The following is a 15,719-nucleotide window of genomic DNA, read 5'->3' as shown; positions in this document are numbered from 1 at the left end:
GGGCCCGCACCCCAGCGGGGTGCGGGCCCTTCCGTTCGCTGACGTCAGCGGTCTGCTGCCTCGGCGCTCAGGCCGACACACGGACCATGTCCGCCTGCGGCCCCTTCTGACCCTGCGAGATCTCGAACTCGACTCGCTGGCCCTCCTCAAGGGTGCGGTAGCCGTCCATCTGGATCGCGCTGTAGTGGACGAACACGTCCGCACCACCGTCGACCGCGATGAAGCCGTACCCCTTCTCCGCGTTGAACCACTTGACGGTGCCCTGAGCCATTCCTAACTCCCCTATTACTGGCCCTTGCACAGGACCGCACTCCGCGGACCCGGGTCAGACCTCACCTCCCGGTCAGTGGGAGGCGTGCGCCGGAACGCGTCGACCGCCGCTGAATGTATCTGCCCAACTGCCCAGCGCAACAGGTCAATCGGACGAGAAATCCGGAGGCGGCCGAGTGGCACTAAGCGGAGAATTACGGGGATTCAGGGCAAGTCGGGCCGGGCATAGCGGATCAACCCGGCAATTGGTGCACACAATTTGCTCACAACTTGACGGGTTCTCATATGTGATGGCGATGCGCCTGCGGGGGATTCGAGTTCAACTGTATCGCGCTTCGAAACACGGAATCGCCCCGTCCGTTTCTATCAGGACGAGGCGATTCCGGTATTACGGGGGGTTCGGGCGTGGGTCAGCCGCCCGCGACGGCCGGAATGATCGAGACGCCTGCGCCGTCCGGAGTGGCCGCCTGCAGGCCGCCCTCGAAGCGCACGTCGTCGTCGTTCACGTAGACGTTGACGAAGCGGCGCAGCTTGCCCTGGTCGTCCAGGACGCGCGCGGCGATGCCCGGGTGGTTCTTCTCCAGGGACTCGATGACCTCGGCGAGGGTCGCGCCCTCGGCGCTCACCTCGGCCTGCCCGCCGGTGTAGGTACGGAGAATGGTCGGGATTCGGACGTTGACGCTCATGCGAGGCCAGCCTCTCGGAACGATTCCAGCGTGGGGCGGATGGTTGCGGACGGCCCCGTCGTGGGCGCGACCGCGTCCAGCGTCTTGAGGCCGTCACCGGTGTTGAGGACGACGGTCGTCAGGGCCGGGTCGAGCAGGCCGTTGTCGATGAGCTTCTTCGTCACCCCGACCGTCACCCCGCCCGCGGTCTCCGCGAAGATCCCCTCGGTGCGGGCCAGCAGCTTGATCGCGTCCACGATCTGCTCGTCGGTCACGTCCTCCACCGCTCCGCCGGTGCGGCGCGCGATGTCCAGGACGTACGGGCCGTCCGCCGGGTTGCCGATGGCGAGGGACTTGGCGATGGTGGCGGGCTTCACCGGCCGCACCACGTCGTGCCCGTCCTTGAAGGCGCGGGAGACCGGGGAGCAGCCCTCCGCCTGAGCGCCGAAGATCTTGTAGGGCTTGTCGGCCACCAGCCCGAGCTGGATCAGCTCCTTCAGCCCCTTGTCGATCTTGGTGAGCTGGGAGCCGGAGGCGATCGGGATGACGATCTGGTCCGGCAGCTCCCAGCCCAGCTGCTCGCAGATCTCGTAGGCCAGCGTCTTGGATCCCTCGCCGTAGTACGGGCGGAGGTTGACGTTGACGAAGCCCCAGCCCTCGCCGAGCGGGTCGCCGATCAGCTCCGAGCAGAAGCGGTTGACGTCGTCGTAGGTCCCCTCGATGCCGACCAGGTCACCGCCGTAGACGGCGGCCATGACGACCTTGCCGGCCTCCAGGTCGTGCGGGATGAAGACGCAGGAGCGGAACCCGGCGCGGGCCGCGGCGGCGCCCACCGCGCCGGCGAGGTTGCCGGTGGAGGAGCAGGAGAGGGTGGTGAAGCCGAAGGCGCGGGCCGCCTCGACGGCGATGGCGACCACCCGGTCCTTGAAGGAGTGGGTCGGGTTCCCCGAGTCGTCCTTGATGTGCAGCGCGCCGGTGATGCCCAGCTCGCGCGCGAGGTTGTCGGCCTTGACCAGCTTGGTGAAGCCCGGGTTCAGGTTGGGCTTCTCCGCGACGTCGCCGGGGACGGGGAGCAGCGGGGCGTAGCGCCAGATGGAGTTCGGTCCGGCCTCGATCCGCTTCCGCAGCCCCTCCGGATCGCCGGTCGGCAGCGCGTAGGCGACCTCCAGCGGACCGAAACACTCCGCGCAGGCGAAGATCGGGCCGAGGGCGAAGCGCTCACCACACTCGCGACAGGAGAGCGCGGTGGCGGGGCCGAGGGCCACGGTCTTCGAGTCGGCTCCGCCGACGGGGGTAGAGGTGGTTCCGGATTCGACAGCTTGCACAGCCATGGAGGCGAGGCCCTTTCTCCTCATCTTCCTCACGACGCACCTCGCCGTGAGACGGAATTGGCACCTTCCCTAGCCGGGAGCCTCACGTGAGATGAGTTAAGAACCGGCTGGAGGGTTGCCGGGGCTTCAACGGGCCGTGTCCCTCTGCCCCTCTGGATGAGCGGTATGGCGCTGGGCGATGCCCAGGCGTTTGTCGGCGGAAGGGACCCCGGCATGCGACGGTCCTCCGCGTTGTTCAAGACTGTATCCGAAGCCTCGGAGACGGGAAGGGCCGTTCCGAACCGCGAGATGCGTCACCCGGCGCGTACGCGCGACCACCAGCGCGTACCCACCCGTGCCGCTGATCACCGCTCACACAGGGGAGTCGTACATCGTGCTGGAAGAGGTGGAGCGCTGGCTGGCCCAGCGGTCCTGGTCCGCTGCCGACCGTCCGCTCGACCAGCTGCTCGCCGCGAAGGGCGCCACCGGGACCACGGTGAGCGTGGTGCTGCCCGCGCTCAACGAGGAGGCCACGGTCGGCGCGATCGCCGCCACCATCCGGCGCGAGCTGATGTCCCCCACCGCGCCACTCGTCGACGAGCTGATCGTGGTGGACTCCGGCTCGACGGACCGCACCGCCGACGTCGCCGCCGCGGCCGGCGCCACGGTGGTCCACCGGGACTCCCTGCTCCCCCGGCTCCCCGCCCTGCCCGGAAAGGGCGAGGTGCTGTGGCGTTCGCTGCTGGCCACCAGCGGCGACATCGTCTGCTTCATCGACGCCGATCTGCGGGACTTCTCCGCCGAGTTCGTCTCCGGGATCGTCGGCCCGCTGCTGACCGATCCCGAGGTGCAGTTCGTCAAGGCGATGTACGACCGGCCGCTGGTGGCCGGGCCGGAGGCGCCGGGCCCGGGCGCCGGGCCCGGGCCCGATCGGTCAGCCGCCGGCGCGGCGACGGGCCAGGGCCAGAGCCAGGGCCAGGGCCAGGGCGGCAGGGTGACCGAGCTGGTCGCCCGGCCGCTGCTGAATCTGCACTGGCCGCAGCTGGCCGGCTTCGTACAGCCGCTCGGCGGGGAGTACGCGGCCCGCCGCAGCCTTCTGGAGCGGCTCCCCTTCCCGGTCGGATACGGCGTCGAGCTGGGCCTGCTCGTCGACTCCCTGCACACCGTCGGCCTGGACGCCCTGGCCCAGGTGGACGTGGGCGTCCGCATCCACCGGCACCAGGACAGCCAGGCGCTGGGCCGGATGGCCGCGGCGATCTACCGCACCGCCCAGCTCCGGCTGGCCCGCGGCCATCTCATCCGGCCCCGCCTGACCCAGTTCGAGCGGGCGGAGCGGGGCTTCGTGCCGCGCACCACGGCCGTGGACACCGAGGAGCGGCCACCGATGATCGAGATCCCGGAGTACGCCACGCGCCGCGCGGCCTGACCCACCACGCCGCCTGACCCGTCCCGCACGCCCCGGGTAGTGCGAGCGGCGCAGCTCACGTTTGCGCGCCGCGGCGCGCGGCTAGGCTCGCGGCATGGCGTTCGACCGCTCAGGCGCCCAGGGCGCCCAGGTCCTGGTGGCTTCCAACCGCGGCCCGGTCTCCTACACCCCGGGCGACGACGGCACGCTCATCGCCCGGCGCGGTGGCGGCGGCCTGGTCTCCGGACTCAGCGCGATCGGCCCGAAAGCGTCCGAGGCGCAGCCATCGGACGCACGACCATCGGGCGCACAACCAACAGGCGCGCAACCGGCAGCCGCGCACGCCGTCGACTCGGTGTGGGTGTGCGCGGCGCTGGGCGAGGGGGACCGGGAGGCGGCGCGGCGGGCCGGGGGTGGCCATCTCGACCCGGCCGACACCGGCGGCCAGCGGGTGCGGATGCTCGACATCGCCCCGGAGGTCTTCGCCGCCGCGTACAACGACATCGCCAACTCGGTGCTGTGGTTCGTCCACCACCTGCTCTACCAGACCCCGCTCGACCCGGTCTTCGACGACCGCTTCCGCACCCGCTGGGCGGCGTACGAGGGGTACAACGCGGCCTTCGCGGACGCGCTCGCCGGCGAGGCGGCGCCCGGCGCCACCGTGCTGGTGCAGGACTACCACCTCGCACTCGTCCCCGGGCTGCTGCGCACCCTCCGCCCCGACCTGCGCATCGGCCACTTCTCGCACACCCCGTGGGCGCCGCCGGACTACTTCCGGCTGCTGCCCGACGACATCGCGGCGCAGCTGCTGCGCGGCATGCTGGGCGGCGACCGCGCGGCCTTCCTCACCGAGCGCTGGGCCGGCGCGTTCGCCGACTGCTGCACGGCGGTGCTCGGCGCGGAGGTGGTGCGCGACGGGACGGAGGTGGAGGTGCGCGCCGAGGGGCGCACCACCCGGCTGGGTGTACACGGGCTGGGCGCCGACGCGGAATTCCTCCGCCGGCGGTCGCGGCAGCCGGACGTGGAGGAGCGGCTGGTGGCCCTCCGCGAGCAGATCGGCGCCGGGCGGCGGACGATCGTGAGGGTGGACCGTACCGAGCTGTCCAAGAACATCGTGCGCGGGCTGCTGGCCTTCCGCCGGCTGCTGGAGCGGCAGCCGGAGTGGCGGGGCCGGGTCGTGCACCTGGCGTTCGCCTATCCCTCGCGGCAGGACCTGGCGGTCTACCGGGAGTACACCGCCCAGGTGGCGCGGGTCGCCGAGGAGATCAACGCGGCGTTCGGCACGGCGGACTGGCAGCCGGTGGCGCTCCATGTGAAGGACGACTTCGCGCGCTCGCTGGCCGCCTACCGGCTGGCGGACGTGGCCCTGGTCAACCCGATCCGGGACGGGATGAACCTGGTCGCCAAGGAGGTCCCGGTGGTCTCGGAGGAGGGCTGTGCGCTGGTGCTCTCCCGGGAGGCGGGTGCCTTCGCGGAGCTGGGCGAGGACGCGCTGGTGGTGAATCCGTACGACGTGGAGGCCACCGCCGAGGCACTGCACGAGGCGCTGCTGATGCCGGCCGCCGAGCGTTCCGAGCGCTCGGCGCGGCTGGCCGCGGCGGCCACCGCGCTGCCGCCACAGGAGTGGTTCCTGGCGCAGTTGCGGGCGCTGGGCAGATGACTCCCGCACCCCCCGCCTCCTCCCTGAACGGCCCCGATGTGCTCGGGGCACCGGGCGGGCCGGCGGTGCTGCGGGTGCTGACCTGGAACGTGTGGTGGCGGTTCGGCGACTGGGCGGCCCGGCGGGAGGCGATCGCGACGGTGCTGCGGGAGGTCCGGCCGGACGTGATCGGGCTTCAGGAGGTCTGGGGTGCCGGGGAGGGGAATCTGGCGGCCTGGCTCACCGAGCGGCTCAGCCGGGCGTCCGGCGGGCGGTGGCACTGGGCCTGGGCCGCGTCCGAGCTGCCGGACCGCTGGCGCGAGCAGCTGGAGGACTCCGCCGGGCCCGGCGGCCCGGACACCGCCGCCGGGCTCGATGTCGGCAACGCGGTGCTCAGCCGGTGGCCGATCCTCGATCACGAGGCGCTGCGGCTGCCGGTCCCGGCCGGTGGACGGGACGACGGCCGGCTGGCGCTGTACGCGCTGATCGACGCGCCGGGCGCGCGGGTGCCGTTCTTCACCGCGCATCTCAACGCCGCGGCGTGCGAGTCGGCGGTGCGCGTGGCGCAGGTGACCGCGCTGGCCGAGTTCGTGGCCGGGCGCCGGGACCCGCCGCCGAGCGGCCCGGGTGGCTTTCCGCCGGTGGTCACGGGGGATTTCAACGCGCCGCCGGAGTCGGACGAGCTGCGGCTGTTCGGCGGTCGGCTGACCGCCCCGGTGGTGCCCGGGCAGGTGCTGCTGGACGCCTGGAGTTATGCCGACCCGGCCGCCCCGGCGGCCACCTGGGACCGCGCCAACCCGCACGCCGCCGAGAGCCTGGAGCCGAGCTCGCGCATCGACTACATCCACGTCGGCGTGCCCGGCCGCGGCGGCCTGGGCGGTGTCCGCGCGGTGCGGCGGGCGGGTGACGCCCCCATCGACGGGGTCTGGCCGTCCGATCACGCCGCGGTGGTCGCCGACCTGACGCTGCGGCCGCGCCCCGCTGATGTCTCACCGGCTGCCCGGGTGACCGACTGACTGGCTGATCGGCTGACCGGCTGGTCGGCCGGTCGGTCAGGAGCCGGCGGCGGGCCCGGCCAGCGCGTCGGCCAGGGCGGTCAGCAGGGTGACGACGCCCGGGGGGCCGTCGACGACCAGGTCGGCGCGGTCGGCGAGTTCGGTCACCTCGCTGCTGCCGCTGCACACCAGCACCCCCGGCACCCCGTCCGACCGGAGCTTCTCCACCGCCGCGAACGCCGCCAGGTCGCCCAGGTCGTCGCCCGCGTACAGCACCGCGCCCGCGCCGGACTCCCGTACGTAGTCGGCGAGCGCGACGCCCTTGTCCACGCCCGGCGGGCGCAGCTCCAGCACCAGACGGCCGGGCTCGACGATCAGGCCGTGCCGCTCGGCCAGCCGGCGCAGCGGCTCGCGCAGCGCCTCGAACGCGGCCTGCGGGTCGGCGGCGCGGCGGGTGTGGACGGCCACGGCCCGGCCGCCCTTGTTCTCGATGTGCGCGGTCTCCACCCAGGTGCCCTGCCAGGCGCCGATGCGGTCCAGCAGGCCGGGGAGCTCCGCCTGTACCGCGGCGACCCCGGGGTGTGGTGCGGGGGCGGTGACCGCGCCGCTGACCGCGTCCCAGCGCTCGGCGCCGTAGTGGCCGAGGACGGTCAGCCGGTCCAGGCCGGGCACCCCGGCGAAGCCGCCGTACCGCACCGCGACCCCGGCCGGGCGGCCGGTGATCACCACTACCGAGTTGAGGCGCGGGGCGAGCCGGGCGAGGGCAGGCACCGCGTCGGGGTGGGCGCGGGCCTGCTCGGGGTCGGGCACGATGCCGGCCAGCGTGCCGTCGAAGTCCAGGGCGATGACGGCCCGCTCGGGATGTGCCAGCAGTGCGGCGAGGCCGTCACGGCCGGCGGGGGTCGCGGGTACCGGAATGGGGGTCGCCCCAGCCGGGCGAGGGGAAGGGTGACTGCTGCCCATGCGGCGACCCTACCGGGGCGCGGGCAGGCGCGTGCCGGTTGCACAGGCGCACACGGGTGGCGCGGACGCGCCGGAGCACGACGGCCGCTGTCGGAAGACCGGAGTGCGATGGGCCGGTGCCGGAGGGCCGGGGGGCGGCGGACGCGGCGGCGGGGATCAGCGGCGGGCGCGGCGGGTGTCGCGGACCCGGCGCAGCCGGTTGACGGTGACCGGGTCGTGGGCGAGGGCGCGCGGGTCGTCCAGCAGTGCGTTGAGCAGCTGGTAGTAGCGGGTCGGGGTGATGCCGAGCTGCTCGCGTATCGCGCGCTCCTTGGCCCCCGGGCCGGGCCAGCCGCGGCGCTCGACGTCGAGCACGTCCCGGTCCCGGTCCGACAGACCACGCTCGTCCGACAGACCACGGCCGTCCGCCACACCACGGCCGTCCGACTGGCCGCCACCGGCGGCGGGCGGGCCGGCGGGGCGGGGTTCTGGCGAAGGGTTCGCGGTCGGGCTCACGTGCTCCACCTTGCCACCGGTCACGGACAGCTGTCCGCGGTCGCCGTCACATCCCCCGCACGCCGCCGCGGTCCGCACCCGCGACCACGACCGCGGCCATCGCGACCACCACGACCATCGCCACGACCACGACCACGGCCGCGACCCCGCCCACGTGCCACCCGTCGGCTACCGCTGCGCGCTCTCGGCTTCCTCGCCGGCGCGCTGCAGCTCACCGAGCACGCTCGCCGGGTCGCCGCCGGGGGCGACGACGTCCCCGATCTGCTGCTTGATGCCCTTGCTCACGCTCGCCCAGGAGGTCTTGCTGGCGGGGTAGAACTCCGCCGTCTCCAGCTGGTCCAGGAACTGCCACAGCCGCTTGTACTCGCGGTCGCCGCGCATCTCCGTGAACGCGGCGGCGGTCACCGGGAGCAGGTCGTACTGGCCGGTGAACCGGAGCACGTTCTGGTCGGCGTAGACGAAGTCGAGGAACTTGCCGATCTCGTCCCGGTGGCCGTTCTGCTTGAACGCCATCAGCCAGTCGGCGACGCCCATGGTCGACTTGGACTCGCCCTTGACGCCGGGGATCGGGGCAGTCTCGTAGCTGATGCCCCGGGACTCCGCCTGCCTCATCAGGGTGGGGTGGCCGTTGAGCATGCCCACCTCGCCGCGGCAGAAGGCGTCGAAGAGCTGCTGCCGGTCGACGCGGCCGGGGACGACGGAGCCGGTGAGGCCCGGGCCGACCAGCTCGTCGCGCAGCCACTCGAAGGTCTTGATGTTCTCCGGCGAGTCCAGGGTGTAGCTGCCGTTGGGGTCGGTGTAGCCACCGCCGCCGCTGAGCATCCACATCATGGTCTCGGCCGGGGCCTCCTCGGGGCCCAGCGGCAGCCCGTAGGGGATCTTCACGCCGGCCGCCTTGAGCTTGGTGGCGGCTTGCTTCAGCTCCTCCCAGTCGCTGGGCAGGGAGGAGATGCCCGCCTTGGCGAACAGCTTCTTGTTGCAGAAGAGCAGCCGGGAGCTGGCGACGAACGGCAGGCCGTACTGGGTGCGGAGGATCTCGCCCGCCTCCGCGACGGGCTCGATGAAGCCCGCCTGGGTGGCTATGGAGAGCAGCTGGTCGGCGCGGTAGAGCTTGCCGGCGGCGGCGTAGTCCGCGTACGCGCCGATCTGCGCCACGTCCGGCGCCTCGTCGCGGGCGACCATCTCGGCGACCTTCCGGTCGACGTCGCGCCAGCTGTAGACCGAGACGTCGACGCTGATGTCCTTGTGGTCGGCCTCGAAGGCGACGGCCAGCCGGTCCCAGTACTTCTGCGAGGTGTTGGCGACGCTGTCGCCGTAGTCGGCCGCGACCACCTTGAGGGTGACCCCGCCGCCGGATCCGGTGCTGCCGCAGGAGGTCAGTGTGGGTGTCATCGCCGCCGTCGCCGCGCCCGCCGCTGTCAGACTCAAGAACCGCCGCCGCTGCACAGCCGCTACCTGCCTCGCTGGTTTGTACGTTTTCGTTCCGTCACCGGAGCGTCATTCCGTGGCCCCGGTGCGATCGGCAAATGTTTCCGCCAATCCTCCCAAGGTCTACACCATGGGCGATCGCCTGATGAGACCGGGCTTCCGTTTCCGGTCTCCGGCCTGCTAAAGGCGGCGCAACTCCGGTGCCGGGTCGCCGATCCGCCACGGATCCGCCACGGAGGGGGCCCGGAGGGCGGCCGGGACACGGCGAGTGGACTAGACCTCTCGGCCGCTATCGCGCGACACTGTCCCCGTGGAACACGTCATCGCCCTCGATGTGGGCGGCACAGGCATGAAGGCCGCCCTGGTCGGGGCGGACGGCGCACTGCTGCACGAGGACCGGCGGCCGACAGGCCGCGAGCGCGGACCCGAGGCGGTCGTCGCGGGCATCCTCGACTTCGCCGACGAGCTGCGCGCACTCGGCGAGCGGCGGTACGGGGCCACCGCCGTGGCGGCCGGGGTCGGTGTGCCCGGGGTGATCGACGAGGCCGGGGGCATCGCCGTCTTCGCGGCGAACCTGGGCTGGCGGGACGTACCGATGCGCGCCCTGCTCTCCGAGCGGCTGGCCGGCGTCCCGGTCGCCCTGGGGCACGACGTACGCACCGGCGGCCTGGCCGAGGGCCGGATCGGCGCGGGCAACGGCGCCGACCGCTTCCTCTACCTGGCGCTCGGCACCGGCATCGCGGGCGCGATCGGCACGGGCGGGCGCATCGACCCCGGAGCGCACGGTTCCGCGGGCGAGATCGGCCATCTCATCGTCCGGCCGGGCGGTCCTGCGTGCGGCTGCGGACAGTCCGGCTGCCTGGAGCGGCTGGCCTCGGCCTCGGCGGTGGGCCACGCCTGGGCCGCCGCCTGCGGCGATCCGGCGGCCGACGCCGCCGACTGCGCGAAGGCCGTCGAGTCCGGGGACCCGCGGGCCCGCGCCGTCTGGGGCGAGGCCGTGGCCGCGCTCGCCGACGGGCTGGTCATGGGCGTCACCCTGCTGGACCCGGGGATGCTGATCATCGGCGGCGGGCTCGCCGAGGCGGGCGAGACGCTGTTCGCGCCGCTGCGCGCGGCGGTCGCGGACCGGATCACCTTCCAGCACTCCCCGCAGATCGTCCCGGCGGCCCTCGGGGACAACGCCGGATGCCTGGGCGCAGGGCTGCTCGCCTGGGATCTTCTCTCCACGGAGGTAACCGCCTGATGGTCCAACGAACGGTTCTCACGGGCGCCCGGGTCGTGCTGCCGTCCGGCATCGTCGAGGGCGGCCAGGTGACGATCGAAGGCCCCCGCATCGTCGCGGCCGGCGCACCAGGCTCAGGCGCGGCCGGGGTCGGCGCGGCCGGAGGCGGCCTGGCCGAGGGCGGTGCGGCCCGGGGCGGCGCGGCCGGGAGCGCGGCGGCGCACACCGACGCCGGCAGCGCGCACACCGACGCGGGCGCGGCTCGCACCGGCGCAGGCTCGGTCCGCGCCGACGCGGGCGCGGCTCGCACGATCGACCTCACCGGCCACTGGCTGGTCCCCGGCTTCGTCGACATCCATGTGCACGGCGGCGGCGGGGCCTCGTTCTCCGCCGGGACGGCCGAGGAGGCGCTGACCGTCGCCCGCACCCACCGAGCCCACGGCACCACCACCATGCTGGCCTCCACGGTCACCGGCAGCCTGGACGACCTGGCCCGCCAGGCGGCGGCGCTGGCCGAGCTGGTGCAGCAGGAGGAGCTGGCCGGCATCCACTTCGAGGGCCCGTTCATCTCGCCGCACCGCTGCGGCGCGCACCAGCCGGAGCTGCTGCGCGACCCGGACCCCGCCGACGTGCGGAAGCTGATCGACGCGTCGCACGGCACCGCCCGGATGATGACGCTCGCCCCCGAGCTGCCCGGCGGCCTGGACTCGGTCCGGCTCCTCGTCGAGCAGGGCGTGATCGCCGCCGTCGGCCACACCGATTCGGGGTACGACGCCACCCGGGAGGCCGTCGACGCGGGCGCCACGGTCGCCACCCACCTGTTCAACGCGATGCCGTCGCTGCTGCACCGCGCGCCCGGGCCGATCGCGGCCCTGCTGGAGGACGAGCGGGTCACCGTCGAGCTGATCAACGACGGCACGCACCTGCACCCCTCGGTGCTGCAGCTGGCCTTCCGCCGCGCGGGCGCGGACCGGGTCGCCTTCATCACCGACGCGATGGGCGCGGCCGGGATGAGGGACGGGCTGTACCCGCTGGGCCCGATGACGGTCGAGGTCAAGGAGGGGGTCGCGCGGATCAGCGAGGGGCCGACCGCCGGTTCCATCGCGGGCTCCACGCTCACGCTGGACCGGGCCTTCCAACGAGCCGTCACACTGGACGGCCTGACGGTCGGGCAGGCGGTACGCGCGCTGTCCGCCACGCCCGCGCGGGTCCTCGGTCTGGCCGACCGCGTCGGCTCGCTGGAGCCCGGCAAGGACGCCGATCTGGTCGTCCTGGACGAGGCGTTCGAGCTGGTCGGCGTGGCCCGGCGCGGCGAGTGGGTGGTCGAGCCGCCCGCGCGCTGACCGTCGTCTTCTCGGGAGCCCGAAGCCCCAGACGCCGCACTTCGGACACCGGGGAGCTCATCGGACCGACACCCGGGCTGAATAGTCATAACAGTGGGAATACAAGGGGTCGCCCACCGGGAATCCCAATGGCATGATCGCTCGCGGAACACATCCGCCGGGGGAGACGGTGAGAGCCGGGAAGAGCCATGGGAGAGGGGACACCAGGGTGATCCTCACGGTCACACTCAACGCTGCCCTGGACATCACCTACCGGGTCCCCCGGCTCCTCCCGCACAGTTCACACCGCGTCGCCGAGGTCGTCGAACGGCCCGGCGGCAAGGGGCTGAACGTCGCCCGGGTGCTGGCCGCGCTCGGCCATCGGGCCGTCGTCACCGGGTTCGTCGGCGGCGGCACCGGCGAGGCGCTGCGCGCCCTGCTCGCCCCGGTCGACGGGGTCACCGACGCGCTGGTGCCGGTCGCCGGCGCCACCCGCCGCACCGTGGGCGTGGTCGACGCCTCCTCCGGCGACACCACCCAGCTCAACGAGCCCGGCCCGCTGATCGGCGTGGACGAGTGGGACGCCTTCCTCGGTACGTACAGCCGGCTGCTGCGGCAGGCGGCGGCGGTCGCGCTGTGCGGCAGTCTGCCGCCCGGGGTGCCGGTCGGCAGCTACGCCCAGCTGGTCCGTGAGGCGCACGCGGCCGGTGTGCCGGTGCTGCTGGACACCAGCGGTGAGGCGCTGCGGCGCGGCATCGCCGCCCGCCCGGACGTGGTCAAGCCCAACGCCGACGAGCTGGCGGGCCTGACCGGCTCCACCGAGCCGCTGCGCGCCGCCCGGGACACCCGGCGGCGCGGCGCGCACGCCGTCGCCGCCTCGCTGGGCGCGGACGGCATGCTCGCGGTCACCGGCTCCGGCGCCTGGCGGGCCGTCCCGCCGCGCCGTCTGACGGGCAATCCGACCGGCGCCGGCGACTCGGCGGTGGCTGGCCTCCTCTCCGGCCTGGTCGAGGGGCTGACCTGGCCGGACCGCCTGGCGCGCGCGGTGGCCCTGTCCGCGGCGACCGTACGGGCCCGGGCCGCCGGCGAGTTCGACGCCGCCGCCTACGACGACCTGCTCCCCCGCGTCAGAGTCACCGACCACCCGTAAGGCGGCGTGAGCGCCACACCCAGCCACCACCCGCCGCGCACCAAGCACCAAGCACCAAGCAGCACCCACCGAGCACCGCACAAAAGCACCACCCAGCACCACCGCAGAGCAGCACCACTCAGCACCACCGAGCAGCACCGCAGAGCAGCACCACAATGGGCCCGCCACGGCCCGGGATCGGGGACCGCATGCCTGTCGTCAGCACTGGTGAACTCGTCAGCTCGGCGCGCGCCGCCGGCCACGCGGTGGCCGCGTTCAATGTGATCACCCTGGAGCACGCCGAGGCGATCGCCGCAGGTGCTCAGGCCGCGGGCGCGCCCGCGATCCTCCAGATCTCGGAGAACGCCGTGCGGTTCCACGGCGGCCGGCTGGCCCCGCTCGCCTCCGCGGTCTCGGCGGTGGCGCGGGAGTCCGCCGCCCGGCTCGCGCTCCACCTGGACCATGTGCAGAGCGTCGACCTGCTGCGCGCCGCGCACCTCGAAGGCTTCGGCTCGGTGATGTTCGACGCGTCCAGGATGCCGTACGACAAGAACGTCAAGGCCACGGCGGAGGCGGTGCGTTGGGGGCATGAGCGCGGCATCTGGGTGGAGGCCGAGCTGGGCCGGGTGGGCGGCAAGGAGGGCGAGGTGCCTCTGGACGCGCACGCGCCGGGGGTGCGGACCGACCCGGACGAGGCGGCCGGCTATGTCGCGGCGACCGGGGTGGACGCGCTCGCCGTCGCGGTGGGCAGCACCCACGCCATGACCGAGCGCACGGCTGCCCTGGACCATGGGCTGATCGCGCGGCTGCGGGACGCCGTGCCGGTGCCGCTGGTGCTGCACGGGTCCTCCGGCGTGCCGGACGAGGAGATCCGGCGCGCCGTCGCGTCCGGCATGGTGAAGATCAATGTGGGCACGGCGCTGAACACCGCCTTCACCGGCGCGGTCCGGGGCCACCTGGCGGAGCGTCCCGAGGTGGTCGACCCCCGGAAGTACCTCACGCCCGCCCGGGACGCGATGGCCCGCACCGTGGCCCACTTCCTGGGCGTTGCCACTTCCTCGTGACGCGGTGTTGCCGGTCTGCATGCTCACGCGTGTTGCACATCACTCGCACCCTCAACTCCTGTGTCGGTGCCAGCACTTAGGGTGAACAGCGACCACATGGATGAAAGCCACTTTGGGGGAACATTGCGTAATTCAACCAAGCGGATCAAGAGTCTGCAGCTCGTCGCTGCTGGCGCTCTCGTGCTCGGAACGGTGGCTGCCGCTTCGCCCACTGCGACAGCATCTGACAGCTCCACAACAGCCTTCAGCCCAAGGGATGCGGGGTGGGGCTGGAGCGACTTCCAGGACGTCAGCATCAGGGAGAAGCCCACCACCACCTCGCGAAAGCTCGGCACCCTGAAGGCCGGGAAGCATGTCTACTGTTACTACGACAACTGCCATGGAGGAACGTTCAATGGTGGCAGCTATCGGTGCAGCAACATCTCCCCGGTCGAGAAGACGTGGCACGCGGTCCGTTGGAACGGCAGGAAGGCGTGGACCGCGAGCCGCTGCCTTGAGTGGGGCAAGGCCGGCTGACGTCAGAGAGCGGTGAGCGACAGCGCGCCATGGAGCGGCTTCACCGCGCCATGGCGCGCTGTCAGGTGCTCCGCCTGGGAACCATCACCCCGTGACCTCCCCCTTCTTGAGGGAGACCCGATCAAGCGCGAAGTCGCACGCATTGCCTTGCTCACATGACAATTTGATCGTGTTCGGCCCCTTGCTGAGGTCAATCCACGCATAGGTGTGCGTCCAGCCGTCTTCCCACTTGCCTTCCGTGGCCTTGGCGAAGTTCTTCATGTTCAACGGCTTGCCCTGCGGCTTTCCATTGACGGTCAGCGTGGCGTTGGCATCCTTGCCCGGGACGGTGAACTCCACGAACAGGGTGTACTTCCCGCCGTCCTCCAGATCCATCTCCCAGCTCGCCGCAGCACCAGGCTGATTGAAACCCGCGATGTACCTGCCGCTCTTGGAGCTGGCGCCCTTGATGGTGTCCGCGAGGACGGTGCCGCCGGAGAGGGTCAGCGCGGAGGAGTCGCCGCTCGGCAGGGCCTTGGGCTTGTCCGGCTTCGCCGCGGGCTCGCTGGGCTTGACGCTCTCCGCGCCCGTCGGCTGGTTGCTCGCCTGCGTCTGGGGCTTCTTGTCGTCCTCGGGGCCGTTGGTCAGCAGGGCGACCCCGATGCCCGTGACGACGACGGCGACCACCGCGATCGCGCCGATCAGCAGCCCCCGGACGTTGGGGCCGCGGCCGCCGCCCTGGCCGCCGCCGTGCCCGCCGCCCGGCGCGGGGTGGCGCGGGGCGCCCCCGGGGAGCGTCTCGGGCGCCGCGTAGTGCGCGTTGGTCCGGCCGTAGCCGGGCTGGGCCGCGCCCGGCCCGTATCCCTGGCCCTGCTGGCCGTGGCCCTGGCCGTACGGGCCCTGACCGGCGAGCTGCTGCTGGCCGCCGTAGGTGCGCTCACCGACCGCGCGGACCTGGTTGTAGGAGGTGCGGGGGACACCGGGCTGGTGCGGGGCGGCGGGGCCGGGGTAGCCGTAGCCTCCGGTGCGGGGGGCGGCCGCCCCCGTCTGCCCCGCCTGGCCACCCTGATCGCCCTCCTGCCGGTACAGGTAGGCGAAGGGGTCGTCGTTCTCCGGCGCGTCCGAGCCGTTGTTGCCGGCCGTCATCCCTCTCGTCACTCTCCAATGCATATGGCCATCCGCACGTCCGCGCCTTTCGTCGGTGCGGGGGCGGACTCTGGCCTGGCAGAACAGCTCATATCAAGGCGGGGGGAGGCATGAGCTTTCGGTCCGCGCGGTCCCGATGGCCAATATTCATGATCGATTCGCCGTCGGCGA

General features: G+C 72.9%; 15 protein-coding genes and 1 riboswitch. Of the genes, 8 read left to right on the top strand and 7 right to left on the bottom strand.

What is annotated here, in order from left to right; translation table 11 throughout:
* Window positions 1-67: 67 nt before the first annotated feature.
* The 3 genes from AC4BDD_RS16570 to thrC all read right to left on the bottom strand — a co-directional run bounded on the left by AC4BDD_RS16570 (window position 68) and on the right by thrC (window position 2,266).
* Complete coding sequence (locus AC4BDD_RS16570) at window positions 68-271, bottom strand: cold-shock protein (protein ID WP_010035953.1); 204 nt, start codon at window positions 269-271, stop codon at window positions 68-70.
* A gap of 409 nt (window positions 272-680) precedes the next feature.
* Window positions 681-956, bottom strand: a complete 276-nt coding sequence (locus AC4BDD_RS16565) for a MoaD/ThiS family protein (protein ID WP_490686212.1) — start codon at window positions 954-956, stop codon at window positions 681-683.
* Window positions 953-2,266 (bottom strand): threonine synthase, encoded by a 1,314-nt coding sequence (gene thrC / locus AC4BDD_RS16560; RefSeq protein WP_490686211.1) that lies wholly within the window; start codon window positions 2,264-2,266, stop codon window positions 953-955. The genes AC4BDD_RS16565 and thrC overlap by 4 nt, the downstream gene beginning before the upstream one ends.
* 17 nt (window positions 2,267-2,283) lie before the next feature.
* Window positions 2,284-2,429, bottom strand: a riboswitch (SAM riboswitch).
* 210 nt (window positions 2,430-2,639) lie between these two features.
* Here thrC and AC4BDD_RS16555 point away from each other — a divergent pair.
* The 3 genes from AC4BDD_RS16555 to AC4BDD_RS16545 all read left to right on the top strand — a co-directional run bounded on the left by AC4BDD_RS16555 (window position 2,640) and on the right by AC4BDD_RS16545 (window position 6,305).
* A complete protein-coding gene (locus tag AC4BDD_RS16555) occupies window positions 2,640-3,671 on the top strand; it encodes a glucosyl-3-phosphoglycerate synthase (RefSeq protein ID WP_490686210.1) in 1,032 nt (343 codons plus the stop codon).
* 94 nt (window positions 3,672-3,765) lie between these two features.
* On the top strand, window positions 3,766-5,310 hold the full coding sequence (locus AC4BDD_RS16550; RefSeq protein ID WP_490686209.1) for an alpha,alpha-trehalose-phosphate synthase (UDP-forming): 1,545 nt from the start codon (window positions 3,766-3,768) through the stop codon (window positions 5,308-5,310).
* A 68-nt stretch (window positions 5,311-5,378) separates the two neighbouring features.
* A complete protein-coding gene (locus tag AC4BDD_RS16545; RefSeq protein ID WP_490691798.1) occupies window positions 5,379-6,305 on the top strand; it encodes an endonuclease/exonuclease/phosphatase family protein in 927 nt (308 codons plus the stop codon).
* A gap of 36 nt (window positions 6,306-6,341) precedes the next feature.
* On the opposite strand, the gene otsB is transcribed toward AC4BDD_RS16545, so the two are convergent.
* From otsB to AC4BDD_RS16530, 3 genes are all read right to left on the bottom strand, one after another.
* Window positions 6,342-7,247 carry a trehalose-phosphatase gene (otsB, locus tag AC4BDD_RS16540; RefSeq protein WP_490686208.1) on the bottom strand — a complete coding sequence of 302 codons (906 nt, stop codon included), beginning with the start codon at window positions 7,245-7,247 and terminating at the stop codon, window positions 6,342-6,344.
* 156 nt (window positions 7,248-7,403) lie between these two features.
* Entirely contained in the window at window positions 7,404-7,742 is a 339-nt protein-coding gene (locus tag AC4BDD_RS16535; RefSeq protein WP_490686207.1) for a DUF3263 domain-containing protein, read from the bottom strand.
* A gap of 168 nt (window positions 7,743-7,910) precedes the next feature.
* Window positions 7,911-9,134: an extracellular solute-binding protein gene (locus tag AC4BDD_RS16530; protein ID WP_490686206.1), complete on the bottom strand. Its 1,224-nt coding sequence runs from the start codon at window positions 9,132-9,134 to the stop codon at window positions 7,911-7,913.
* A 346-nt stretch (window positions 9,135-9,480) separates the two neighbouring features.
* Here AC4BDD_RS16530 and AC4BDD_RS16525 point away from each other — a divergent pair, with 346 nt between their 5' ends.
* From AC4BDD_RS16525 to AC4BDD_RS16505, 5 genes are all read left to right on the top strand, one after another.
* Entirely contained in the window at window positions 9,481-10,413 is a 933-nt protein-coding gene (locus tag AC4BDD_RS16525; protein WP_490686205.1) for an ROK family protein, read from the top strand.
* Window positions 10,413-11,735, top strand: coding sequence for an N-acetylglucosamine-6-phosphate deacetylase (nagA, locus tag AC4BDD_RS16520; RefSeq protein WP_490686204.1), 1,323 nt, complete (start codon window positions 10,413-10,415; stop codon window positions 11,733-11,735). The genes AC4BDD_RS16525 and nagA overlap by 1 nt, the downstream gene beginning before the upstream one ends.
* Before the next feature lie 208 nt (window positions 11,736-11,943).
* Window positions 11,944-12,864, top strand: a complete 921-nt coding sequence (locus tag AC4BDD_RS16515; RefSeq protein WP_490686203.1) for a 1-phosphofructokinase family hexose kinase — start codon at window positions 11,944-11,946, stop codon at window positions 12,862-12,864.
* 188 nt (window positions 12,865-13,052) lie between these two features.
* Entirely contained in the window at window positions 13,053-13,907 is an 855-nt protein-coding gene (locus tag AC4BDD_RS16510) for a class II fructose-bisphosphate aldolase (protein ID WP_490686202.1), read from the top strand.
* A 96-nt stretch (window positions 13,908-14,003) separates the two neighbouring features.
* Entirely contained in the window at window positions 14,004-14,423 is a 420-nt protein-coding gene (locus AC4BDD_RS16505; protein ID WP_490686201.1) for a hypothetical protein, read from the top strand.
* A gap of 84 nt (window positions 14,424-14,507) precedes the next feature.
* Here the strand turns inward: AC4BDD_RS16505 and AC4BDD_RS16500 are convergent, their stop codons facing one another.
* Window positions 14,508-15,548 (bottom strand): carbohydrate-binding protein, encoded by a 1,041-nt coding sequence (locus tag AC4BDD_RS16500; protein WP_490691797.1) that lies wholly within the window; start codon window positions 15,546-15,548, stop codon window positions 14,508-14,510.
* Between the last annotated feature and the right edge of the window lie 171 nt (window positions 15,549-15,719).

The sequence above is a fragment of the Streptomyces sp. JLBT605 genome (assembly GCF_058215555.1).
This window is presented reverse-complemented; position numbering and strand designations above follow the sequence as displayed.